This window comes from Klebsiella sp. CSG-1 (genome assembly GCF_056521145.1).
In genome coordinates, this window is sequence record NZ_JBWNLD010000010.1 from 175,744 (window position 1) to 197,145 (window position 21,402).

At 54.1% G+C, this 21,402-nt stretch carries 18 protein-coding genes, 2 tRNA genes and 2 pseudogenes; 6 read left to right on the top strand and 16 right to left on the bottom strand.

The window, feature by feature from the left end; translation table 11 throughout:
* Positions 1–24 precede the first annotated feature (24 nt).
* From hpxD to AC007G_RS22255, 3 genes are all read left to right on the top strand, one after another.
* The gene (gene hpxD / locus AC007G_RS22245) at positions 25–1,062 is read left to right on the top strand and encodes a molybdenum cofactor-independent xanthine hydroxylase subunit HpxD (protein WP_142630393.1); all 1,038 of its coding nucleotides are present in this window, start codon (positions 25–27) and stop codon (positions 1,060–1,062) included.
* 13 nt (positions 1,063–1,075) lie between these two features.
* Complete coding sequence (locus AC007G_RS22250; protein ID WP_047664573.1) at positions 1,076–2,050, top strand: PDR/VanB family oxidoreductase; 975 nt, start codon at positions 1,076–1,078, stop codon at positions 2,048–2,050.
* A gap of 222 nt (positions 2,051–2,272) precedes the next feature.
* Complete coding sequence (locus tag AC007G_RS22255) at positions 2,273–2,614, top strand: hypothetical protein (RefSeq protein ID WP_032688465.1); 342 nt, start codon at positions 2,273–2,275, stop codon at positions 2,612–2,614.
* 176 nt (positions 2,615–2,790) lie between these two features.
* On the opposite strand, the gene AC007G_RS22260 is transcribed toward AC007G_RS22255, so the two are convergent.
* The 7 genes from AC007G_RS22260 to AC007G_RS22290 all read right to left on the bottom strand — a co-directional run bounded on the left by AC007G_RS22260 (position 2,791) and on the right by AC007G_RS22290 (position 9,151).
* Positions 2,791–3,111 carry a hypothetical protein gene (locus tag AC007G_RS22260; RefSeq protein WP_032688466.1) on the bottom strand — a complete coding sequence of 107 codons (321 nt, stop codon included), beginning with the start codon at positions 3,109–3,111 and terminating at the stop codon, positions 2,791–2,793.
* Entirely contained in the window at positions 3,108–3,353 is a 246-nt protein-coding gene (locus AC007G_RS22265; RefSeq protein ID WP_241950726.1) for a hypothetical protein, read from the bottom strand. Before AC007G_RS22265 ends, AC007G_RS22260 begins: the two co-directional genes overlap by 4 nt.
* Positions 3,354–3,366: 13 nt before the next feature.
* Complete coding sequence (locus tag AC007G_RS22270) at positions 3,367–4,092, bottom strand: DarT1-associated NADAR antitoxin family protein (protein WP_032688468.1); 726 nt, start codon at positions 4,090–4,092, stop codon at positions 3,367–3,369.
* Between the two features lie 4 nt (positions 4,093–4,096).
* The gene (locus tag AC007G_RS22275) at positions 4,097–5,152 is read right to left on the bottom strand and encodes a DarT ssDNA thymidine ADP-ribosyltransferase family protein (RefSeq protein WP_032695691.1); all 1,056 of its coding nucleotides are present in this window, start codon (positions 5,150–5,152) and stop codon (positions 4,097–4,099) included.
* Positions 5,153–5,512: 360 nt separating this feature from the next.
* Positions 5,513–6,535 (bottom strand): ABC transporter ATP-binding protein, encoded by a 1,023-nt coding sequence (locus AC007G_RS22280; protein WP_032695690.1) that lies wholly within the window; start codon positions 6,533–6,535, stop codon positions 5,513–5,515.
* Complete coding sequence (locus AC007G_RS22285; protein WP_180888609.1) at positions 6,536–8,110, bottom strand: ABC transporter permease; 1,575 nt, start codon at positions 8,108–8,110, stop codon at positions 6,536–6,538. It abuts the gene before it with no gap.
* Positions 8,111–8,134: 24 nt separating this feature from the next.
* Positions 8,135–9,151: an iron ABC transporter substrate-binding protein gene (locus AC007G_RS22290; protein WP_032688471.1), complete on the bottom strand. Its 1,017-nt coding sequence runs from the start codon at positions 9,149–9,151 to the stop codon at positions 8,135–8,137.
* A 468-nt stretch (positions 9,152–9,619) separates the two neighbouring features.
* Here AC007G_RS22290 and AC007G_RS22295 point away from each other — a divergent pair.
* Positions 9,620–10,060: pseudogene (locus tag AC007G_RS22295) on the top strand (GNAT family N-acetyltransferase).
* Between the two features lie 255 nt (positions 10,061–10,315).
* Here AC007G_RS22295 and AC007G_RS22300 read toward each other — a convergent pair.
* The 8 genes and pseudogenes from AC007G_RS22300 to AC007G_RS22335 all read right to left on the bottom strand — a co-directional run bounded on the left by AC007G_RS22300 (position 10,316) and on the right by AC007G_RS22335 (position 19,833).
* Positions 10,316–11,386, bottom strand: a complete 1,071-nt coding sequence (locus AC007G_RS22300) for a hypothetical protein (protein ID WP_223525942.1) — start codon at positions 11,384–11,386, stop codon at positions 10,316–10,318.
* Between the two features lie 44 nt (positions 11,387–11,430).
* Positions 11,431–12,009 carry a hypothetical protein gene (locus AC007G_RS22305; RefSeq protein ID WP_142630397.1) on the bottom strand — a complete coding sequence of 193 codons (579 nt, stop codon included), beginning with the start codon at positions 12,007–12,009 and terminating at the stop codon, positions 11,431–11,433.
* 416 nt (positions 12,010–12,425) lie between these two features.
* The gene (locus tag AC007G_RS22310; RefSeq protein ID WP_373865650.1) at positions 12,426–13,337 is read right to left on the bottom strand and encodes a helix-turn-helix transcriptional regulator; all 912 of its coding nucleotides are present in this window, start codon (positions 13,335–13,337) and stop codon (positions 12,426–12,428) included.
* Positions 13,338–13,385: 48 nt separating this feature from the next.
* Positions 13,386–13,499, bottom strand: a pseudogene (locus tag AC007G_RS22315) (helix-turn-helix transcriptional regulator); the annotation flags it as partial.
* A gap of 768 nt (positions 13,500–14,267) precedes the next feature.
* On the bottom strand, positions 14,268–17,354 hold the full coding sequence (locus AC007G_RS22320; protein WP_032700357.1) for an efflux RND transporter permease subunit: 3,087 nt from the start codon (positions 17,352–17,354) through the stop codon (positions 14,268–14,270).
* Positions 17,351–18,460: an efflux RND transporter periplasmic adaptor subunit gene (locus tag AC007G_RS22325; protein ID WP_032695684.1), complete on the bottom strand. Its 1,110-nt coding sequence runs from the start codon at positions 18,458–18,460 to the stop codon at positions 17,351–17,353. Before AC007G_RS22325 ends, AC007G_RS22320 begins: the two co-directional genes overlap by 4 nt.
* A gap of 75 nt (positions 18,461–18,535) precedes the next feature.
* Positions 18,536–19,150, bottom strand: coding sequence for a TetR/AcrR family transcriptional regulator (locus AC007G_RS22330; RefSeq protein WP_032695682.1), 615 nt, complete (start codon positions 19,148–19,150; stop codon positions 18,536–18,538).
* 595 nt (positions 19,151–19,745) lie between these two features.
* Positions 19,746–19,833, bottom strand: a tRNA-Ser gene (locus AC007G_RS22335).
* Between the two features lie 146 nt (positions 19,834–19,979).
* Here AC007G_RS22335 and AC007G_RS22340 point away from each other — a divergent pair.
* Together AC007G_RS22340 and AC007G_RS22345 are read left to right on the top strand one after the other, a co-directional pair.
* Positions 19,980–20,396 carry a hypothetical protein gene (locus AC007G_RS22340; protein WP_479466671.1) on the top strand — a complete coding sequence of 139 codons (417 nt, stop codon included), beginning with the start codon at positions 19,980–19,982 and terminating at the stop codon, positions 20,394–20,396.
* A gap of 12 nt (positions 20,397–20,408) precedes the next feature.
* Positions 20,409–21,158, top strand: a complete 750-nt coding sequence (locus AC007G_RS22345) for a hypothetical protein (RefSeq protein ID WP_260612541.1) — start codon at positions 20,409–20,411, stop codon at positions 21,156–21,158.
* A 49-nt stretch (positions 21,159–21,207) separates the two neighbouring features.
* On the opposite strand, the gene AC007G_RS22350 is transcribed toward AC007G_RS22345, so the two are convergent.
* Positions 21,208–21,295: transfer RNA gene (locus AC007G_RS22350), tRNA-Ser, on the bottom strand.
* Positions 21,296–21,402: the final 107 nt, after the last annotated feature.

A 21,402-nucleotide genomic window follows, 5' to 3' on the forward strand; every position in this document is an offset into this window, starting at 1 on the left:
ATTCTGTGAGCAGGAAGGAAAATCATGAACAGAGCCGCGCCAACGCCCCCCGCCCATTGCACTTTCGATCCTGAAGACTGGTTACGCCTGGCCCGCTGCTGGCATCCGGTCGCCCGTGCCGAAGATATTGGCGCCGCGCCGGTGAAAGCGGTGCTGCTGGATGAACAGCTGGTTATCTATCGCATTAAGGGCCAGGTCGTGGTCGCGCGCGACGTCTGCCCGCACCGCGGCGTGCCGCTGACGCTGGGCTTCCATGATGAAGAGGGGATCGTTTGTCCCTATCACGGCCTGCGCTTCGGGGAAGATGGCCTCTGCAACCGCATTCCCTCAAGCCCCGATCGGCCGGTACCGGCAAAGCTTAATCTCACCTGCTACGCGGTCGAGGAGCGCTACGGGCTCATCTGGACCTGCCTGGCTTTCGATGCGGAAAACCCGATGCCGTTGCCCACCCTTCCCCACTGGGACGATGAGGGCTTCCAGCAGATCAACTGCCCGGCCTTTGAAGTCAACGGCTTTGCCGGTCGCCAGGTCGAGGGATTTCTCGATGTTGCCCACTTCGCCTGGATCCATACCGACACCTTCGCGGATCCCGATAATCAAGTGGTTCCCGACTATACCCCGCAGGAGACCCCCTTTGGCTTCATCGCCGATTACTGGAGTTCGGTCGGCAATTACCCGGCCAGTTCTGAATTTCGGGCCCCGGATGGCTTCCAGTGGCTGCGTCATTTTGAGTTGCACCTGCCCTTTACGGCAACCCTGACCATCCATTTCCCTGGCGAGGCCCGACTGGTGATCATGAATGCCGCCTCACCGGTATCATCGCGGGTGACCCGAATGTTTGCCCCCATTGCGCGCAATTTTGACCTGCATGTGCCGGTGGAAGAGGTACATGCGTTCAACCTGCGCGTGTTCGAAGAGGACCGTCTGATGGTGGAGACTCAACGTCCGGAACGGCTGCCGCTGGACTTAACGCTTGAGGCGCACATTCCCGCCGATCGCAGTTCAATCGCCTATCGCCGTAGCCTGAAGAAAATGGGTTTTGGTGAGTTTTTCCTGGTGTAAAGGGAGAAGAGTGATGAGTGACGTACTGAAGGTCGTTGTCGATGGCCTGTGGCGCGAGGGGGACAAAAGCCTCGCCATCAAATTGTTAGCACCGGACGGTAGACCGCTTCCCGGCTGGCTGCCGGGGGCACATATTGACGTTCACCTGCCCTGCGGGATAATTCGCCAGTATTCGCTTACCGGTCGCCACGCCGAAGCGGGCGCCGACGCTTACCTGATCTGCGTGAGTCGGGAGGGCGCCTCCCGCGGCGGGTCACGCTATATTCATGAGACGCTGCGCCCGGGCCAGACGCTGCTTATCTCTCCGCCGCGCAATCTGTTTGCGCTGCAGCCTGCGCGACAGGTTACGCTGCTGGCCGCCGGCATTGGCATCACGCCGCTGTACACCATGGCCCTGCATCTCGACGCGGCGGGCACGCCGTTTGAGCTGCACTACTACGTTAAGCGTCGGGAAAATGCGGCCTTTGTCGGCGAAATGGCAAAAATCATCAGCCATGGCACCTGCGTGGTCCATTGTTCAGATGAAGGGCAAAGTCCGCGCTCGTCGTTGGCTGATACGCTGGGCGATGCGCGCGCCGACCACCATCTGTATCTCTGCGGCCCGTCGGGTTTTATGGATACCGCCCGGCGAATTGCGGCGGAGAAAAACTGGCCCGAGGCGCAGGTTCACAGCGAAGCCTTCCAGCCGCTGAAGGCCGCCGCGACGAGCGATGATCAGGATACGTTTACCGTCACCCTGGCGTCGTCAGGCGAGACGTGGCCGGTTCCGGGCGATAAGACCATTGCCCAGGTGCTTCAGGAACATGGCGTCGCCGTGCCGCTCTCCTGCGAAATGGGGATGTGCGGCGCCTGCCTGACGCCGCTGATGGCCGGTGAGGCCGATCATCGTGATACGGTACAGTCAGAGGCCGAGAAATCTGCCGCCGCGCAGCAGATAGCCCTGTGCTGCTCGCGCAGCCGCTCGGCAAACTTAGTCATTGATTTGTAATTTTTGCCCTCTCCGGGGTCTGATGATAGCGCACCACAGGATCTCAGACGCCGGGCCTGCCCCACTCCCGCCGGTAAAATAAAATTCATTTAAATCAGCGACATATAAAATCATGCCATTCATTCATAATTAAGATAAAAATTATTCATTTCCTTTCTGAATCAATCACCGCCATATTTGTATGACAAATAACTCCACAGCGAAACGGGCCGCGCTGATATCATGGTAACGACACTGCAAGAGAAACAGGTTCAGGCGCAAAGTCTACAGGAGCGGGGATTATTGCGGCGTGCCTTAGCGCTGTGGAACGAAATCGCGCGACACGGCGACAGCGAACTGACGCCGATAGCCCGCCACAAACAACAGGAGATCGCCGCGCTGCTGACGCAGCAAAAAGTAGAGAAAGAGGCAGCGAAATATCACTGCCGATCTCATATCGACGCCGATCGGGAATGGATTATGACGCATCTGCGTAACGGCATGAAGCCGAGGGAGATTGAAGGGTTAACGCGGCGTTCCAGCGCGTTTATCTACCGCTGCAAAAAGCTGCTGGCCGGAGAATAACCCCGGGCTCCAACGATAGCTGACCAGCTTTCTGGGTATTGCAGCCTGTGCCGCCGTTCCCAGACAGGTGTTCAGGAACCCCCGAAACACCAATCATAATATGGAGTTGTATCCGAGTCTTCGCCAGCCAGCTCCTGGCTGGCTTTTTTTCACCGCCCGAATGCGGCCATGGCGGCTTACTTTCCGGGGCGTTTTTCATTCAGCAGCCGGGCGTATCTGGCCCTGTTTTCTTCATACAGCGCGTTAAACGTCTGCCGATTTTGGGGATCCATTCCCGCCAGCATCGCCTCTTGTTTTTCCTGACGCTGGATACGCTCCTGCACCGATTTCAATGCGGCTTCCATAGCAATCAGCTCTCCGGAGAGGGCGCTTTCCAGCATTGAGCGATACAAATACTCGCGTGCCAGCGTTCCGAGCGCATTATTGGCCTGGTTGATGGCGTCGTGGGTTTTATTAAGGGATTCGGCAACGGCGGCCAGGATTTTGTTCTCGTTCATTTTTTCGTCTCCCCGACCGACAGCAATGCCAGCGTCTCCGTCAGGCTACGGTGAAACATTTCGCGCTGGGTAATGGTCATCGCATCCACCGCTTTTTTCACCGCCTGGAGGCGGGCGTAATAGTCGCCCATCACCTCTTCGCGAATCGCCTGCTTACGCACCTGCGGTATATCGTCAAAGGTCTCTGCCGCAGAAGAAGTCGGCACAGGGATATCGCCATTGGGTAGTTGACTTGCCATCATCGCTCCTGATTACTTAGAAAAGAGACATATTGCGGAGATCGCCATCGCTGGTGTTGTGAATGGTGAAGCGTTCGATCAGTGCGATGAACGCATCTCGCGGGGGAATTGCCGCTGTTAACAATTGCCGCTGGCGTAGCGCACACCACAGCGCCACGGAGTAGGCCTGGCAGTTGACCGATTTCATGGGATTAAACTCGATGTCGGTAAAGGCCGAATAGTTCAGCACCTGTTCTTTACAAGGCGAGTGGTACAGCGCATTGAGATACAGCCAGTCATAGAAGGCGGTTTTCGGCTCCAGCGGCCAGATAACCGGTTCACGCGCCTCAGTGGGCTGAAAGGAAAAGTGGGCTAAGCGACCCGACGTTTTGAGCAGTTCTGCGCGCCTGGCCTCTTTTGGCGCCTTGCGCATCAGCTCGCGAAAGGGCCCGCGTAACGTTCCGCTATCGGTAAACACTTTCGAAGACTGGAACAGCGATTCCACGCTGATAAATTGTCCGCCGAGGCTACCGACGCCCATGTTAAAGGCGCTGAGCTGAACGCCCAGTGCATCCGGAGATTTACTGGATACTTCAAGAATCTTTGCTCCCGGCGACATCTGCGCGTAACCGTCATGCAGCGCGGCAATCGACTTTTGTTTCTGACTGACCGCCAGACCCGGTGACCAGCTGAAATCCACGTTAACGATGTCCACCAGCGCCTCCCCTTCTCGGGTCGGGATAAAGACGGGACGAACGGCCATAAACTCACCTGAAAGAAAAATGTGAAGGATCAACCACGATGTTCACCGCATAGTCGCGTAACCACGGCGGGATCTTATCCGCGGAATAAAAAACAACGTCACTAATAAACCAGGCGGGAATCTCGCCAGAATATAAAATTTCGGCCTGGATATCATACGGACGATCGCCGGAATCTTCATGATTATCACCGCAAAACATCGCCTGGAAAGCCTGATGTTTTTGCCGCTGCTCCACGCTGATAGCTCTGACGGAGGAAGACGCCGCGTTGCGGTGGCAAAAAATGGCCCGCTTGAGCAAAGCCCGATGATCGAATGAAGGTTGGGTGGGTCCGCTAATCAACTCTTTTTTTATTTTGAGGATTACCCAGTCGCGATCGCGCAGCCCGTTGGAATATTTGTAGAGCATTTTTTTATTCACCTCACCTAACGAGAGGGAAATAGCATCTCGCACCCCTTCCAGCCGCAGTTCGTCATTATAGTGAAAACTGTGCCCGCCCTCTTCGAGTCTTTGGCGGCTAATAATCCCAGATTTAAATATGCTTCTCAGATTTGACAGATGACTAAAGTGATACAGCGAAGAAATATTTCGCCGCCGGGTGGAGGAAAAATCAATGACTCGTGCCCAGTTAAATTGCTGAATCGCATAGAAGGGTTTATTCGCAATTAAGCGCATGAAATCATCGTGGACATCGGACATATAAGCCGGTGCCAGGTGAGTTAACCCCGTAATTGCATAGCGCGTTAACATATATTCTTTAAAGCCGTCGATATACATAATAAGATTCAGCGCTTCCGCCATCGTAATACCGGGCGCAGTATTATTTACATCGACCATTAACGGGCGCGGCGCTTTGTCATCCGTCGGTATGTCACCCAAAAGCATTCGCGGCTTCGTCAGCGGCTTGAGCGGATCAACCTGCCGGGTACAGGCTTTCCGTTTTTCAACGTCAACCAACGGTTCGGCTACCCGACTACCTGTTTTAGTAGGGGGCGTTTCTTTTTTCTTTATTAAATTGCCGATAACAACCAGAACGAAAAAAATGCCAATCACAGTCCACATATGAACTCCAGCACAATCATTATTCTATTATTTTGCATTACCGCGCACGCCGTTACGCTTCACCGATAGCAAAGAGGAAGTGCGTGTTATCTTATTCGTATTTTTAGTTATTCAGAGGGCCCACGGCACGTGCAAAGGATGAACGACGACTCACATTAATCGATTCATTCAGTTAACTCAAGGACTAACGGTTGCCTGTACGCCGGCATGACGGGCGCGGAAATGCGGCGTGGATAGCGGACAGAGATCCGGACGCAGCATTTTTAGCCGCCAAACCGTGCGTGTCGATATTATTCATCCACGTCACGGTCGCCGGTAGAATAAATGACGCCAGAAATAGCCTGGCGCGATTTTTATTTATTAAGGAATAAATACCCGCCCTTTCCCGCTGACCTCAATATGTACCCGGCGGCCCGGTACCCAGTCCGCCCGGCTGACGGTTTTCAGGGTCAGCGTCTGCTGGGCGATCGCCAGCGTTAAGGTCGACAGATGGCCGGAAAAATCAACGTCGAGGATGGTGACGGCACTCTCCTCATTCTGGCAAGGCGTAATCATCAATTGTTCCGGACGCAGCATCACCCGCCCCTGCCCCGTCGCGTCGTCATTATCGGTAAGCAGCGCGCCAATCGCGCACTGCGCCCGCCCGCCATGAAGCTCGGCAGGCAGCACCAGCGCATCGCCCAGAAACAGTGCCGTGGCTTCATCGGCGGGCCGCGAATAGACCTCAAACGGGGTGCCCACCTGGGTAAAGCGCCCCTGACGCATGACCGCGACCTGGCTGGCAAACGACAGCGCTTCATTCTGGTCATGGGTCACCAGAATCGAGGCGACGCCGGCCTGGGCAAGCAGGTCTGCCGTCGCCTTTCGCGTGGTGGCACGAAGCCCGGTATCGAGGGCGGAAAAAGGTTCATCCAGCAGCATCAGCGATGGCCGCTGCGCCAGCGCCCGGGCGAGGGCCACGCGCTGCTGCTGGCCGCCGGAAATTTCATGCGGCCAGTGCGTGGCCAGCTGCCCATCCAGCGACACCATCTCCATCAATGCCGCGACCCGACGGCGCTTCTCCTGCCGGGAGCAATCTAAGCCCCAGGCAATATTGTCGGCGACGTTAAGGTGCGGGAACAAAGCTCCCTCCTGCGGAACGAAACCGATGCCGCGCTGATGGGCGGGAATAAAAACCCCCTCATCAAACAGCGTCCGGCCCTGCATCACGATGCGCCCGGCATCCGGCGTTTCAAAGCCGGCGAGAATACGCAGCAGCGTTGTTTTCCCGGAGCCGGACGGCCCGACGATGGCCGTCCGGCTGCCGGGGGCCACCGACAGAAAAAGGTTATCCAGCACCTGCACATCGGCAAAAGATTTTGAGATAGCGGTTAATTCCAGCATTCACAGACCTGCAATTTTTTTCGACTGGTGATAGAGCACACCGGTCAACGGTAGAGAAATCGCGATCATCAGCATCGCGTAGGGCGCCGCAGCGACATAATCTATCTCGCTGGTTAATGCCCAAAAGCCGGTGGCCAGCGTACGGGTTCCCAGCGGTGAAAGCAGCAGCGTCGCGGTCAGTTCGTTGCTGACGCCGAGAAAGACCAGAGCGGCCCCGGCCGTCGCCCCTGGCGCGGCGAGACGCAGTGTGATGCTCCACAGCGCCCGCCCCGGGCTTCTTCCCAGACTCCGCGCGACGTTTTCCAGCTCCACCGGCGCCTGGGCGATTCCCGCGCGAAGATTGATCAGCGCACGAGGCATAAACATCAGCAGGTAGGCCAGAAACAGCGTCACTTCGGTCTGATAGATGGGCCGGGCGTAGTGAATGGTCACCGTAACCAGCGCCAGCGCGGTCACGATCCCCGGCAGCGAACTGGTCATGTAATTGCACCCTTCAAGCAGACGAAACAGACGATGCGGATAGCGAATCCCCAGCCAGGCGATGGGGATGCCGCAGGCGGTCGTCAGCAGCGCCCCGCTGGCCCCCAGCATGAGCGTCTGGCGAAGAGAGAGCCACAGGTCGGCGTTCATCCAGTTTTCAAGGCCTCCCAACCACAGCCAGCGGCACAGCACCATCAGCGGTACCCCTAGCGCCAGCAGCACCAGCGCACACAGCAGCGACTGCGCTGCGAGGGTCGCCATCATGTTCATCTGTTTGCGTTTCTGCTCCCGCGCGGCCCCGGCGCCAATACGGGCATAGCGCGCCTTGCCTCGGGTGACGCTCTCCAGCAGCAGGAACGCCAGGCAGCATAGCGCCAGCACGCCGGCCAGCATATTTGCCGCCGGGCCGCTGAACGTGGACTGGAACTGGTCATAGATCGCGGTCGTAAAGGTGTCGAAACGGATCATCGCATACAGGCCGTATTCCGCCAGCAGGTGCAGCGCTACCAGCAGTGCGCCGCCGCAAATGGCCAGCTTCAGCTGCGGCAACACCACGCGGAAAAAAACCAGCCACGGCGGCGTACCCAGCGAGGCAGCAACGTCTTCCAGCGTCGGATCCAGGCGGCGAAGCACCGCCGCTACTGGCATATAGATAAAGGGATAGTAGGCAAGCACCGAGAGGAACACGCCGGAGGAGAGGCCGTGCATCGATGGCACCGCGCTGACCCAGGCATAGCTCTGCACAAACGCCGGTATCGCCAGCGGGGCAACCGCCAGCGCCGACCAGACCTGCCGCCCCGCCAGGGTCGTGCGTTCAGTCAACCACGCGACCGTCACGCCGAGCGCAATGCACGCCGGTACGGTCAGGGCGCTGAGCCACAGCGTATTGCTGAGCAGCTCCCCGACGCGCGGACGGAACACCAGCGCCTTAATGGTCTCCCAGCCGGTATCAATACCCACGGCAACGACAAAACCCGGCGGGAGGAGGGCTAATAATGAAAACAGTACCGCTAATGCAACCATCGGAAATGCAGGACGCCTGCGCTCGGGCAGGCGTCGTACTTTTTTTCCGAGTGTAATACTCAGACCAGACATAAGGTATTCACTTCACCGGAGGGATCACAGCAGGCCAGCTTGCGTCATCAGTTCGATAACTTTTTTGCTGTTCAGCGAAGAAGGCTCGACCTTTGGTGCATCCAGCGCTTTCAGCGGCGTCAGTTTCGGGTTAGAGGCAGCATCAACGCCCACGGCATATTCAAATGCATTATTGGTTCTCAGCTGCTCCTGGCCCTGCTTGCCGGTGATCCATTTGATGAAGGCCTGGGCCTGCTCTTTGTGTTTGCTGGAGGCCAGCACGCCACCGCCGGAGATACTCACGAAAGCCCCCGGATCCTGATGTTTGAAGTAGTACAGTTTGGTGTTTTTGCTGTTCTCACCGGTTTTGGCCTGATCGACAAAGCGGTAGTAGTGGTAAATCACCCCGCCATCAATTTGCCCGGCATTGACGGCCTTCATCACGGTGCTGTTGCCTTTATAGGCCACGAAGTTGGTTTTCATCGCTTTGAGCCAGTCCAGCGTGGCTTTCTCGCCCTTCAGCGCCAGCATCGCGCTGACAATGGCCTGGAAATCAGCACCCGATGGCGAAGCGGCCCAGCGCCCTTTCCATTCCGGTTTCGCCAGATCCATCAGAGAATGCGGCAGCTGAGATTCACTGATTTTTTCCGGGTTATAGACAAAAACGGTGCTACGCGCGGCAATGCCGATCCAGCGGCCATGCTCAGGGCGGAATTCCGGCGCGACCTGGCTTAAGGTGTCGGCATTCAGCGGCGCGAATAATTTTGCATTGTCGACCAGCACCATAGACGGGGAGTTTTCCGTCAGGAAAACGTCAGCCGGTGAAGCCGTGCCTTCCTGCACCAGCTGATTTCCCAGCTCGCTATCGCCGCCGTTACGCAGAGTCACTTTAATACCGGTTTCTTTGGTAAAGCCATCCACCCACGACTTGACCAGATTTTCATGCTGCGCGTTATAGACAACAATGCCTTCACCGCTTTCGGCCGCCAGGACCTGAGGGGCAAGAAACACCGAAGCAGCGACGAGCGCGGCGGAGCAATAAGACGACAGGCGAAAATTCATGTGCTAATCCTTAGTATTGATGGACAAATGGCCGCCGATAGCCTGGCCGGAAAGGATTAAAACACAGAGAAATAGGAATGATAATGAAAACAATTCCCATAAAATAAAAATAGTTAAAAATACTGCCCTGCATAGCTTTCTTATCTGAAAATGCTTTATTTAAAACAATGAAAAATGAAAGATTAAAAAAACCTTAAGAAAGGTTCGTTTTTTCGCAGAGAATATGAAAAATATGATCTCGGTTGCATTTCTGCCGCGAACAAAAATCCTACACCATCCGTTTAGCCGACGCCAACAAGCGCGAATCTGCGCCACGATAGCGGCAGGTCTTTCCACTGACGGCATGATCCCCCGGACAGACAACGAGCGCGGCGCGTGAAATGGCCAGCATTTTGTTTTGCCACCGGGCTGGCATTTACGGTGGCATAATTCGGCATCCCATAATGGGTCTTTGTCACAAGGTTTAATATGAATATTTATCAGGCGCAACCCAAGGATGGGGATAAAATCCTGCCCCTGTTTCTGGCATATCGCGAATTTTATGATGTCGCGACATAGCGCGAACAGGCGCGTGATTTTATTCTGCAGCGCTTACAGCTTAATGAATCGACTATTTTCTTTGCTCAAGTGGCCGACAAAGTCGTGGGATTGACGCAGCTGTATCCGCTGTTTTGCTCATTAGAAATGAAGCGTATCTGGTTACTGTATGACTTATTTGTTGATCCTTCCTCCCGTAAACAAGGAGTTGCTGAAGCGCTAATCGCCCGCGCCGGGCAATTAGCCAAAGAGTCCGACCCGGCGTTTATTATGCTCAGTATCGCAACGGATAATACGCAAGCGCTGTATGAGAAAAATGGCTTCGTACGCGACACGGATTTATACGTCTATAATAAGATGTTAAATAAATAACCGCTCTCGCAGTCCCGATAATATATCGGGGTTGCGCGCCCTGCACGCTGCTGGCGAGCAAGGTAGAGCAGATGCCCTGAAAGCTGAGCATCGAATGATGCGTAGAGAACCCACCGCCAAATATCGCGTGGGTTCCGTGCGGCAACGGCTGAAATAATGCAGTTGCCAACTTGTGCTTCCGCTGGCGTTGACGGTTCCCCGGCCACACCGGGAGAGGCGCGACGCGCTAATCGGGTCGATCTTTGTTTTGCTGCTTCAGACCGGGCGCAAAAAGAACTTCGTGGGTGTTTTACCCTTTCCGCTGGCGAGTCGTTCATGAGGCTGGGGTTTTTGATTATCGACAATCACCATTTTGTCGCTATCTTGACGTTCCAGCACCAGATAAATATGATCATAACCATGATGAGCCGTCGGGCCGCAGGTAGAACCGACATCTCCCGCTTGCTGTTGACCAACAGGAATTTTTTCCCATTTTCTTTCATCGTGAAGATAGTTGCCCAACGCTAATGCTTGCGTAATATCGGGAACGGCAATCCCACCTTCCTGCAATAGATTAGCCAGATTTAGCGCACAGCCATCATGTGGCCAGCTCTCATGGGTTAGCTTAAATAGCTCACTCGCGGCGACCTCCTGTACTTTTTCATAACGAGCTGGCGTTCTGGCAATATTCATCACCTCGATCATTTTCTCTTTGTCGCTGAGCGGCCCGATACCTGCCGCGAATAGCGTCTGGGAAGCTATTCGCGGCGAGAGAAATGTCTGAAATTCCTCTACGGCATCGCGTCGCACATGGGAGATAACCTTACCCGGGTCTTTTATCGTACCGCACCAGGCGGTGCTGATACGCAATAGTCGGGCACAATATTCCACGGCCAGGCTGTGGTCGGTTTTCATTTTGGTAATGAACGTTTCAGCCGTGTCTATCCCATGCCGTTTGGCAAAATCCAGCAGTGCCGATTGCCTGGTGCCAATACTGTCAAATGAGACCTGAAAGGCTCCGGTCTCTTCGCTTTCAATGTGAGTCCGGGAATGATGATTTCTCAGATCGACGCCAGCTTCCCAGCGCCAGTCCGATTCAAATCCCGCCTGCACGCGAAGCACTTCACACATCACTGCTTTTCGGTGTTGAAGACTGGTGTAAGGCCCAAGCACCCCTTTCATGACGGCATAGATATCATGAAGCTCATTTTCGGCAAAAACATCATCGGGTAAAGCATCCAGAGTCTCGACCAGTTGTTGCAGAAACTCACTGGGCGGGCGACCATGTTGCGCGCTGACAGGATAGCGGGTCGTGATGAATATACGTTTGTTCATAGTCTCCATCATATTCTCCTTCATGGGTTTATTACTGCAGAGACGCTGTTTTGCCTCTATTTATTTGAGGATAAGCTCTGAAACAGAGAAGAGAACTTATTCACCAGGTATGGTGCAAATAATGTCATCCCGGCAGACAGGAATTTAATAATCTCACCAACGGATTCAGGACTTGATATTTCACCAGTCATACCATAATCAAGTAATATTAAGGACCCAAAACCAACAAACATAAACAAAATAACCAGCATCCCTATCAGCGCAATCAACCGACTCGAACTGGCTTTCATGACCGTTTCCAGAACAGGTTTACCTGCTGCGTCATAAAGCGGTGTTTTTGTCACGCTATCAATGCCATTTTTTGTTTCCTTAACTTCAGAGACGGCAGATAACGCCACATCTTCAGAAAGCGCATCGGCCAAAGACCATTCTTCAGGAAGAGAGTTGCGGATCACTAAAATAGAAATCAGCGTCCCAAAGATGACAATAAAAAGTATTATAGATGAGAAAATAAGTCTGTAATTCTCGCCACACAGATGCTGCCCCTGCGCTGAGGGTTCCCCGGCCAGCACGGCAGCAGAAAAAAAGAGCAAGAATATTGCATGTGCTGACCAGTATGTTTTGAGAGAAAACATAAATACACTCCTCATCGATATCACTTTCATTTATTATTGACATGCGAAGACAAAGTCATTCATATAGATACATCCTTTGCAACAGGATGTTATCTCACTTATTTTTGCCATGCCGCTGTTCCGTGCTTCGCGACCTATTCAGAACCACACGCCGAGAGCAGTAATGTCAGAATGATGAACGAAAGAAGTTTCAGGATATTTTTCATGCAATTCCAGACAAAAAATATACCCTGGCATTCTAAAAACAGCAGGACTGTCGGACTAAGCTAAAACATCATTACCGCATCCCGTAAACAGACACCGATATGCCGCTGGCATTAATGAAGATAAGTAAAATCTGCCCGGCCGTATAAGCATGAGTATAATGGCGATAATGCAATTCTCACTCATTCATATGAAGGAGTAAGTGAAATAAATCAGCCGTGAATGGCCCGGATAATAAGCAGCAATTCGGACTGATTTCGGGTATGCGTTTTCCGGTACAGCGCACTGAGATGAGTTCTGATGGTAGTGATGGATACGCCCAGATGTAGGGCGCATTCAGCAGGGGTCATCCCCCTGACCAGCAGTTCAGCCACCGCATTTTCGGCGGGTTTGACATTAAACACCGCCATCAATGCGCTACCGCTGAAGAAAGGCTCGGGAATGATAATGCAGGCTACCCCGGGAATACGGGAAGCCGGAAGAACCAGAATCGGTTTTGCCGGGCGTCTGGCGGTGTAGCATAATCCTGCCCGGGGTGGCTCCGCGGTTCGCGTGGCCTGTTCGATGGCATGTTTCAGTTTTTTGCTGTCGGTATCCAGACTGAGTGTATCAGCGCCGGCAGACCAGGCTAACCGGACGTTCGCACGTTGGTAACTTTCGGCATGGGCACTGGCGTAAAGAATTTTCCCACTACGATCCACAAGCCAGACCGGGTAAATACCGTTGTCCATAATGGCAGTTTGATACTTAATCGTGTCACGAAGTTGCTCAAATCTGGCGTGAAGCTGGCTGGCGGTCATTAAGGCCGGGATGAGGCGCTGAAACAGGTCAAATTGTGCAGACTGCGGATAGACGGCATCGTTGGCTGTCATCAGCGATAAATAGGTGGAATAACCATTGACGGTACACAGCTTGACACTGGTCAGATAATTCAGGTCATTCGGGTGATGAAATTCATTGTAATAAATGCTGTTCGCAATAAATTTATCGCCTAAAAACTCCCTGTCCCGGTACATCTGTCCGACAGGCAATCCCGTCAGTATTTTCTCGGCAGGGTCAATGGCCAGAAAGACATCCCGGTAGGCCGTAACTACCTTTTCTTCAAGTAGGAATGAATCCGTCATCAGATGCGCATTACCTTTATCATAAAAAAGTAATGCCGCGTACTGATGACCGGTGAGGAACGACAGCTTCTGCAGCGCGAGTTTCCACAGCTGGGGATCCAGCGTGGCCATCAGGATAGTTTCCAGGATCTCAAGATAAATTCGTTCCGGATCGGTGGCCATAACAACACCTGTTACTCAGTGTTTAACCTGCCTGGACGGCACATGATGCCTGCATAGTCATCATAGACCCGGAAGATAAATCGTGGCAAACCCGGCGCAACAAGTTGGCAGGGAAATACGTAACCTGATAGAGAGGGCCAGGCAAAGGTCATTCCTGATGTCGAAGACAGCCGGGAAGAGAAACAACTCTTTAGTGGCCGCAAACCGCACTACATATAGCAACGGATGACAGGAAGGTGAAAAATTTGCTGCCTTCAACGTCCTGCCACTGAAAAAAGCGGGGAATAAACCCGCCATCGCAGGACGTGGAGTGAAAGCCCAATGGGTTTTACGCAGCCAGCTATGGCGCAAGACATCTGGGCGGTCACATTATCCGGCAACGGCAAATAGTCTGCGCCAGACAAATGTTCTCTCTGCTCAGCCAGCGATAGCCCAGCGATACCCCAGCGATGGGTGAGTCACTCCCCGCCGCAAGCGGCATGAGCGCTTTGGCTGAAATGGGTATGAAGTCGGTGCGGTTTTCTGCCCTTGATTCCGTCTGACCCGTAGCCGATCGCCGGTCAGCAAGCGTGGGAAGAAAAAAAACCCGCAGAGATAGCGCGGGTTGATTCAAATTCAAATCCATTGCGTGCAAGTAACATCACAATAACCGGACGTTATTTTATGACTTGCATCACAAAAACATCACCCCCTGTTCGGGGGGGGGGGAGCCTGACGTCTCACCTCCCCCTCTTTGGCCGTGGCGCTCGCGATGCGAAGCACTACCGTTTACGCCTGTTGTCGTGCCGAATGGGGCGGAACCTCAGGACGGATCCGGAACCAGATAGCATACATCGCCGGCAAGAAGACCAGCGTCATGATGGTGCCCCCTAACGTTCCGCCAATCAGCGTATAAGCGAGGGTTCCCCAGAACACCGAATGGGTCAGGGGAATAAACGCCAGCACAGCGGCCATTGCCGTCAGTAGCACGGGCCTCGCCCGCTGTACCGTAGCTTCTATCACCGCATGGTACGGATCGAGGCCTTCCCTCTCGTTATGATGAATTTGGCCGATAAGAATCAGCGTATTACGCATAAGAATGCCCGAAAGCGCGATCAACCCGACCAGGGCATTGATGCCAAACGGCTGATTGAAAAGCAGCAGCGCAGGGACCACGCCGACCAACCCCAGCGGAGCGGTAAGAAACACCATCACCATGGCCGACATGGAGCGTACCTGCAGAATGATGACCAGCAGCGTCAGGGCGATCATAATGGGGAATAAAGGCGCCATCGCCCGAGTGGCTTTGCCCGATTCCTCAATCGAGCCCGCCATATCGATACGGTATCCAGGGGGGAGCGAATCAACAATCGGCTGTAGCTGTTTCATGATGGCGGCAGAAACGTCCGGCGGCTGAAGGTTGTCGGCAATGTCACCGCGCACGGTAATGGTCGGCGTTCGATCGCGACGACGCAGTAGCGGGTCTTCCATTCTGACCTCAACCTTTCCGATTTGTGCGAGAGGAATGCGCTGCCCCGCATTGCCCACCAGGGTAAACCCCTCAATTTTCGCCGGGTCCAGACGTATATCACCGGCGGCGCGCCCCGTGACCTGCACCGAGCGAATATCTTCCCGTACCGAGGTAATGGGAATTCCCGATAACAGGAACTGGAGCTGTTGGGCCACGGCATTCGACGTTAAACCGGTTGCCTGCAGACGGTCCTGATCGAGGGTGAAATGTAAGGCGGGTACCTTCGGCCCCCAGTCGGTATTAACGGTCCTCATCATCGGGCTGGCCTGCAGCACGCTCTCAACCTTATCTGCGATGTCGCGCAATTTATCGCTATCTGGCCCCATTACCCGCCATGCCACGGGGAAAGGTGAATACGGGCCAAACACCAGTTGCGTTACGCGAACGCGCGCTTCAGGCGCCAGTCCGCTGGCGACGGCTTCCCGCAGCCGGAGTTTGAGCGCATCGCGTGATTGCTGGCTGTCCGTCAACACCACTATCCTGGCAAACGACGGGTCGGGTAGCTCGGGGGCCATCGCCAGATAAAAACGCGGTGAGCCCTGGCCAATGTAGGCGGTCACCATTTTCGCTTCCGGCTGTTTTTGCAACCACGCCTCTATTTTGGCCGCCGCTGCGCTGGTCAGCCCAATAGAGGTGCCATAGGGCATCTGCACTTCGACCAGAACTTCCGGCCGGTCAGAGGTGGGGAAAAATTGTTTTTTCACCAGCCCCATTCCGAGAACGGCCAAAACGAAAATCGCGACGACGGACCCGGCCACACCCCATTTGCTTGCGATAACGCGGGCCAGCATACGGCGGAAGCGGTTATAGCGCGGCGTGTTATAGATAGCGGCATGGCCGCCTGCCACTTTTGCAATATCCGGCAGCATCTTCACGCCCAGATACGGCGTGAAAACAACGGCAACCAACCACGAGGCGATCAGGGCGAGACCGACAATCCAGAACATATTGCTGGTGTATTCTCCAGCGGTAGACTGCGCAAAACCATTAGGCATAAAACCAATGGCGGTCACCAGAGTTCCTGCCAGCATTGGCGCGGCGGTATGGCTCCAGGCGTAGGCCGAAGCTTTAATTCTGTCGTAGCCCTCCTCCATTTTCACCACCATCATTTCGATGGCGATAATGGCATCATCGACCAGCAGGCCGAGAGCAAGAATAAGCGAGCCCAGGGTGACGCGGTCAAAGTTGATACCGGAGGCTTCCATCACCACAAAAACAATCGCCAGCGTCAGGGGGACCGCCGCCGCGACCACCACGCCCACGCGCCACCCCATGCTGACAAAACAGACCATCATCACGACCAGCAGGGCGGCGAAGAATTTGAGCATGAACTCGTCGACCGACGCACTGATATTCACCGACTGATCGGTGACTTTCGTCAGGGTCATCCCCAGCGGCATAGCCGCATTGATTTTTGCCGCTTCGGCATCCAGCGCTTTACCTAACGCCAGGCCATTCCAGCCTTCGCGCATGACAATACCGAGCAGCAGCGCCGGTTCAGACTGGTTACGAATCTGCAGAGTGGGAGGGTCTTCATAACCGCGTTCAACCGTTGCCACGTCGGACAGCTTGAGCGTTTTGCCCTGAGCGATAAATGGCGTATCGCGGATCTTCTGCAATTCATCGAAAGCGCCATCGAGGCGGATAAAGATCTGCGCGCCGCGAGTCTCAATTGAACCCGCCGGGGTTAAGACGTTCTGGCTGTTAAGCGCATTGAAAATATCCTGCGGAGAGAGCCCTATCGTAGCCAAACGCGCATGCGAGAAGGAGATATAAATGCGTTCCGCCTGCTCGCCGATAATATTGACTTTCTTCACGCCAGGGACGTGCAGGAGCTGCTGGCGTAATGTTTCGGCATCACGAACCAACAGGCGCTGCGGCTCCCCTTTCGCTTTCAGCGCAAAAAGCGCGAAAGTGACGTCGGAGAATTCATCATTGATCATCGGCCCTATCACGCCGGCGGGGAGATTTTTGGCTTCATCCCCCAGCTTTTTTCGCGCCTGATAGAACTCTTCCTGCACCTGGGATGGCGGCGTACTGTCCTGTAATGAGAGCGTGATAAAGGCCATGCCGGGGCGGGTATAGGTTTCCGTACGGTCATACCATTTGAGCTCCTGCAGACGTTTTTCCAGCGGCTCGGCAACCTGATCCTGGATTTCCTGCGCGGTCGCCCCGGGCCAGACGCTGATAATGGTCATCTGCTTGACCGTAAAGGGCGGATCTTCCGCTCGTCCAAGGCCAAAAAACGAATAAATACCGGCAATCGTAATCAGAATAATCAAAAACAGGGTGATCGAGCGCTCGCGCACCGCCAGCGCGGACAGATTGAAGCGTTTTGCGCTCATGGTTTGCTCCCCGCATGGGCAGCATCGCGTTGTTCAGCAAGTCGCACAGCCTCGCCTTCGTGCAGAAGATGCGCCCCTAGCGCCACAATCTTCTCGCCCGGCCGCACATCGCCAGTCACCTGCACAGCTTCCGCACCTACGCTTAGCACCGTTACGGGCTGCCAGACGACCTTGGTTGGCGGTGTAGAAATCCGCCAGATACCGGGCCCTTTACCCGAATCGTACAGAGAAGCCAGCGGAACCTGCATCACCGGGCGTTCCCCGCTATTTTTTTGAATTTGCAGCGTCACGGTCGACCCCAGCGGAGCGTTCGCCAGCGGGCCTTCCAGCACGTACCGCGCCTCGAATGTGCGGGTCGCAGTATCAGCCGAATCCGAAAGCAGCCGCAGTCTGGCGATAACGGGCTCGGTTTCGTTGCCATAGCGCGTAGCCTGAGCTTCGCTGCCGATGGCGGGACGCAACGTCTCCGGGAGCTGCACCAGCGCCTCACGCTGCCCCGCTCTCGCCAGCCGAATCACCGCCTGTCCGGCGCTGACGACCTGACCGGGTTCGCCGAGCGTCTCCATCACCACGCCGTCGGAATCGGCCAGCAGCACGGCATAGCCCGTCGCGTTTTGCGCCACGTTTGCCTGAGCCTGGGCGGCGCTGAGCTCCGCTTTAGCAGAATCGGCCGCCGCTTTAATCTGGTCATACTCTGACGCGGAGACGGCGCCAGAGGCAACGAGGCCACGATAGCGCGCCTCATCACTGATTGCTTTTCTTGCGCGTGCCCTGGCGGCATCAACGGCCTGTTGCTGCGCCAGCGCCTGCAGCTTCAGGTCGACAGGGTCCAGTCGCATCAGCGGCTGACCCCGTTTAACGGTCTGGCCTGTATCCACAAAGCGTTCGAGGATCTTACCCTGCACCCTGAAACCAAGATCGCTTTGCGTTCTTGCTACCACCACGCCAGTAAAGGTCCGGGAAGTATTGTTCGCGAGTTCAACGGACGCGGCTCTGACAAGCGGCGGCCGCGTGCGCGGATCGTCATTAGCGGAATTGTCGCCGCAGGCCCCCAGGATGAACGGCAGGAGGCAAACGGCAAAACGGGCTGAATTAAGCCTGAGCATGGGAAACCCTTAATAAAATAACAGGACAGTTTCCGCATTCTCAGACTAGTGACCAATAAAGTCAATGGTCACTAGTCAGGGGGCGAGGCTTCTTAAAATCAGTGAGGAAAGCAGCACCGCTGCTTTGGGAGCCGCTTCGAGATTAAACTGCAGCTGAACGGGGTTAACGAAAGGACACATCACCAGATATACCGCGTGCGTGGCTTCGTCCAGCGGCGTTTTCCTTTCAAACTCCCCGTTCTTCCTGCCTTCAACCAGAATACCCTCAATCAGCTTGATCAGATGTTCTGCATACTTTTCCGTAGAAGGCCACTTATCCCGCGCGGCGACGGCGGCAATATCGTAAAGCTTGCGATCGTGGAAAAACAGTTCGCTCCCCGCTTCGGTGAGCGCCCCGAAAAGACGACGGAGTTTCTCGCTGGCTGACGGCGCATCGGCAATTGCGGCATCGACCGCCTCCATGATCAACGACAGGCGGTTAGCGCAGATCACCTCGCCGATAGCCTGTTTGGAATCAAAAAACTTATAGATATAGGACTTTGAAAAACCGATAGATTTAGCAAGCTCTGCCACGGTGGTTTTTTCGTAGCCGTAATGGCCGAAATGCTCAAAAGCCGCTTCGACAATTTGCTCTCGGACGCTGTGATCAAGTGGACCACGTGATGGTGGGACGTTCATATTCTTAGTCATTTTTTCAGCTTAGCGTGATAGCCATTGATTGACAACTCATGACCAAATTAGAATTTAGTCACAATTCCGGCTAGTTTCAAGGTCGCGCAATGTTATCCTCACCGGCGACGGCACCAGGGCAGTGCATCTGTTTACTGCGGGAGGTGCCGGCGGATCGGTTCGGATGCTCCAGTACCGAAATTGTACCAGACAAATACCTTTGCCAATAAAAGCCCTATATGAAAGCTTATCTCAATGGCAGAAGTGAATGCCACCACGGGAATGGCCTCTGCTTTTAATCAATGTGTACAAGCAGTACGGCGCTGCGTTGCAATCTATCCATAACAGATAGTTCCCAGGGAGGGTCATTGCGACCAGGCAAGATATTCACTATCGCTGAGCAGACGGTCTGCTTTTATCGCCTGCTGTCAGGCTTGCTCAACAGGTGATGCGGTGAAACGGCGAATAGACAACGCCGGAACTCAGTTCGCGGCCCCGGCGCAGCAGGGTAAAGAGAATGGCGTCATACGCGCCTCACAATGTAGGCGATGTGACTGATAGGGTAAACGACCCCAAAGCAAAAAGGGGTTACCTTTCGGTAACCCCTTTTTTTATTTGGCGGAAGCGTAGAGATTCGAACTCTAGAACCCTTTCGGGTCGCCGGTTTTCAAGACCGGTGCCTTCAACCGCTCGGCCACGCTTCCAGAATGACGCGCACTATAAACATCTCTTAGCGCCATGTAAAGCAGGAATTTATCGAACGCGAAGGTTTCTCTCTCAATGGCGCAAAAAACGAGCAATACGCTAACATCGTTATTTACAGCGGTGCTCATAGAGAAGGTTCGGCGATATGAAAAGGGTCAACACCTTAGCTATTCTGGCGTTTATTTTATTGATCCCGCCTGAAGCATCGGCTCAATATCCTTCATTTGCGGCATTCACCCCACCGTCGAAAGAATATGCGGTGCAAAGCGATCTGATTGAAGTCACTAACTTACCTAAAGTACCTGCGCAGAGAGGTCGGGGGATCTGCTACGCAGCCTCTGCGGCAGTGGTGCTTACTGCGGAAAACTGCCTCAAATTACATGAGGATTGTACTCGCTATACGCCAGACAAAATCTTTTCACCTTACGGGCTGGTAAAACCTTTTGGCGAAGAGGATTCAAGAAGTCATGAGCCTCTTGCAGATGAAGGCGGGAGTGCAATAAATGCTTTAAATTATGCAGCCTATGACGCGTTCGGTAACCCATCACTTGAGTGCTCGTAAAAAGATAAAACGATGCCTGATTTCGCCAATAGCGATGATGGCGGCGTTCGGGAATATACGATGTGGAATCAGGTTTATAACATTTACAAAAACCTCACAAATACCGCTCAAAAAACAGACTTTAATTGTCAGGCGTGCATTGAGGATTTTTTTAATACTCACCAAACAGAATTCTCAACATTAAAGAAAATATTCCCCAATATAAAAGAGCAGTCGGTCAGTTTTCTCAGGCTCATGCGGGAACCCACTTATCGCGACTTCGTCGTTAAACTTACCGTGCCGATAAAATGCCACCGGGTCGCGAATAAAGTGTGGCTTGAGAACGCCGGAAAGGTGGATGTCGCGGTTTATCCGCCAGCGGGAGGTGACACGACAACACCTGGCAGTTCGGGAAAAGAGACCGGACAGAATAAAAAACCAGGACACGGTAACTATAAAGAAGCCATCGCGGTCATTAAAACGGTACTCAACAGCGGCAGGCTGCTGGTGTTAGAAGGTATTTGCCTTGATAAAAATACAAAAGGCAAAAAATGTCTGGTGCTGCATACCGTTGTCATTAGCGGTAGCAAAACGCTCTGTGACAAAAAAAATCAGTGTCTGGATGTTCTGAAGGTTATCAACAGCTGGGGAGACTCCTGGCAAAAAGAAGTCAATGATGGCTGGGTGCAAGCAAAGCCTCTGCTGGATAGCACACATTACGCCGAATATATGATGGGCTGGCTCAGCGACAAAGCCCAGGCCGGACAGGAAGACTCCAGATAATACACAAAAAAAATCCCGCGATACTTCTATCGCGGGATTTTTCTGTATCTGGCGGAAGCGTAGAGATTCGAACTCTAGAACCCTTTCGGGTCGCCGGTTTTCAAGACCGGTGCCTTCAACCACTCGGCCACACTTCCGTAATGAGGCGCACTATAAACAGCTACTTGCGCCGTGTAAAGTCAGGAGCCGTTCACTTGCTTCAAAAATAGCCAAAATGCTGTTAATCGATTGAACCAACAGCAGA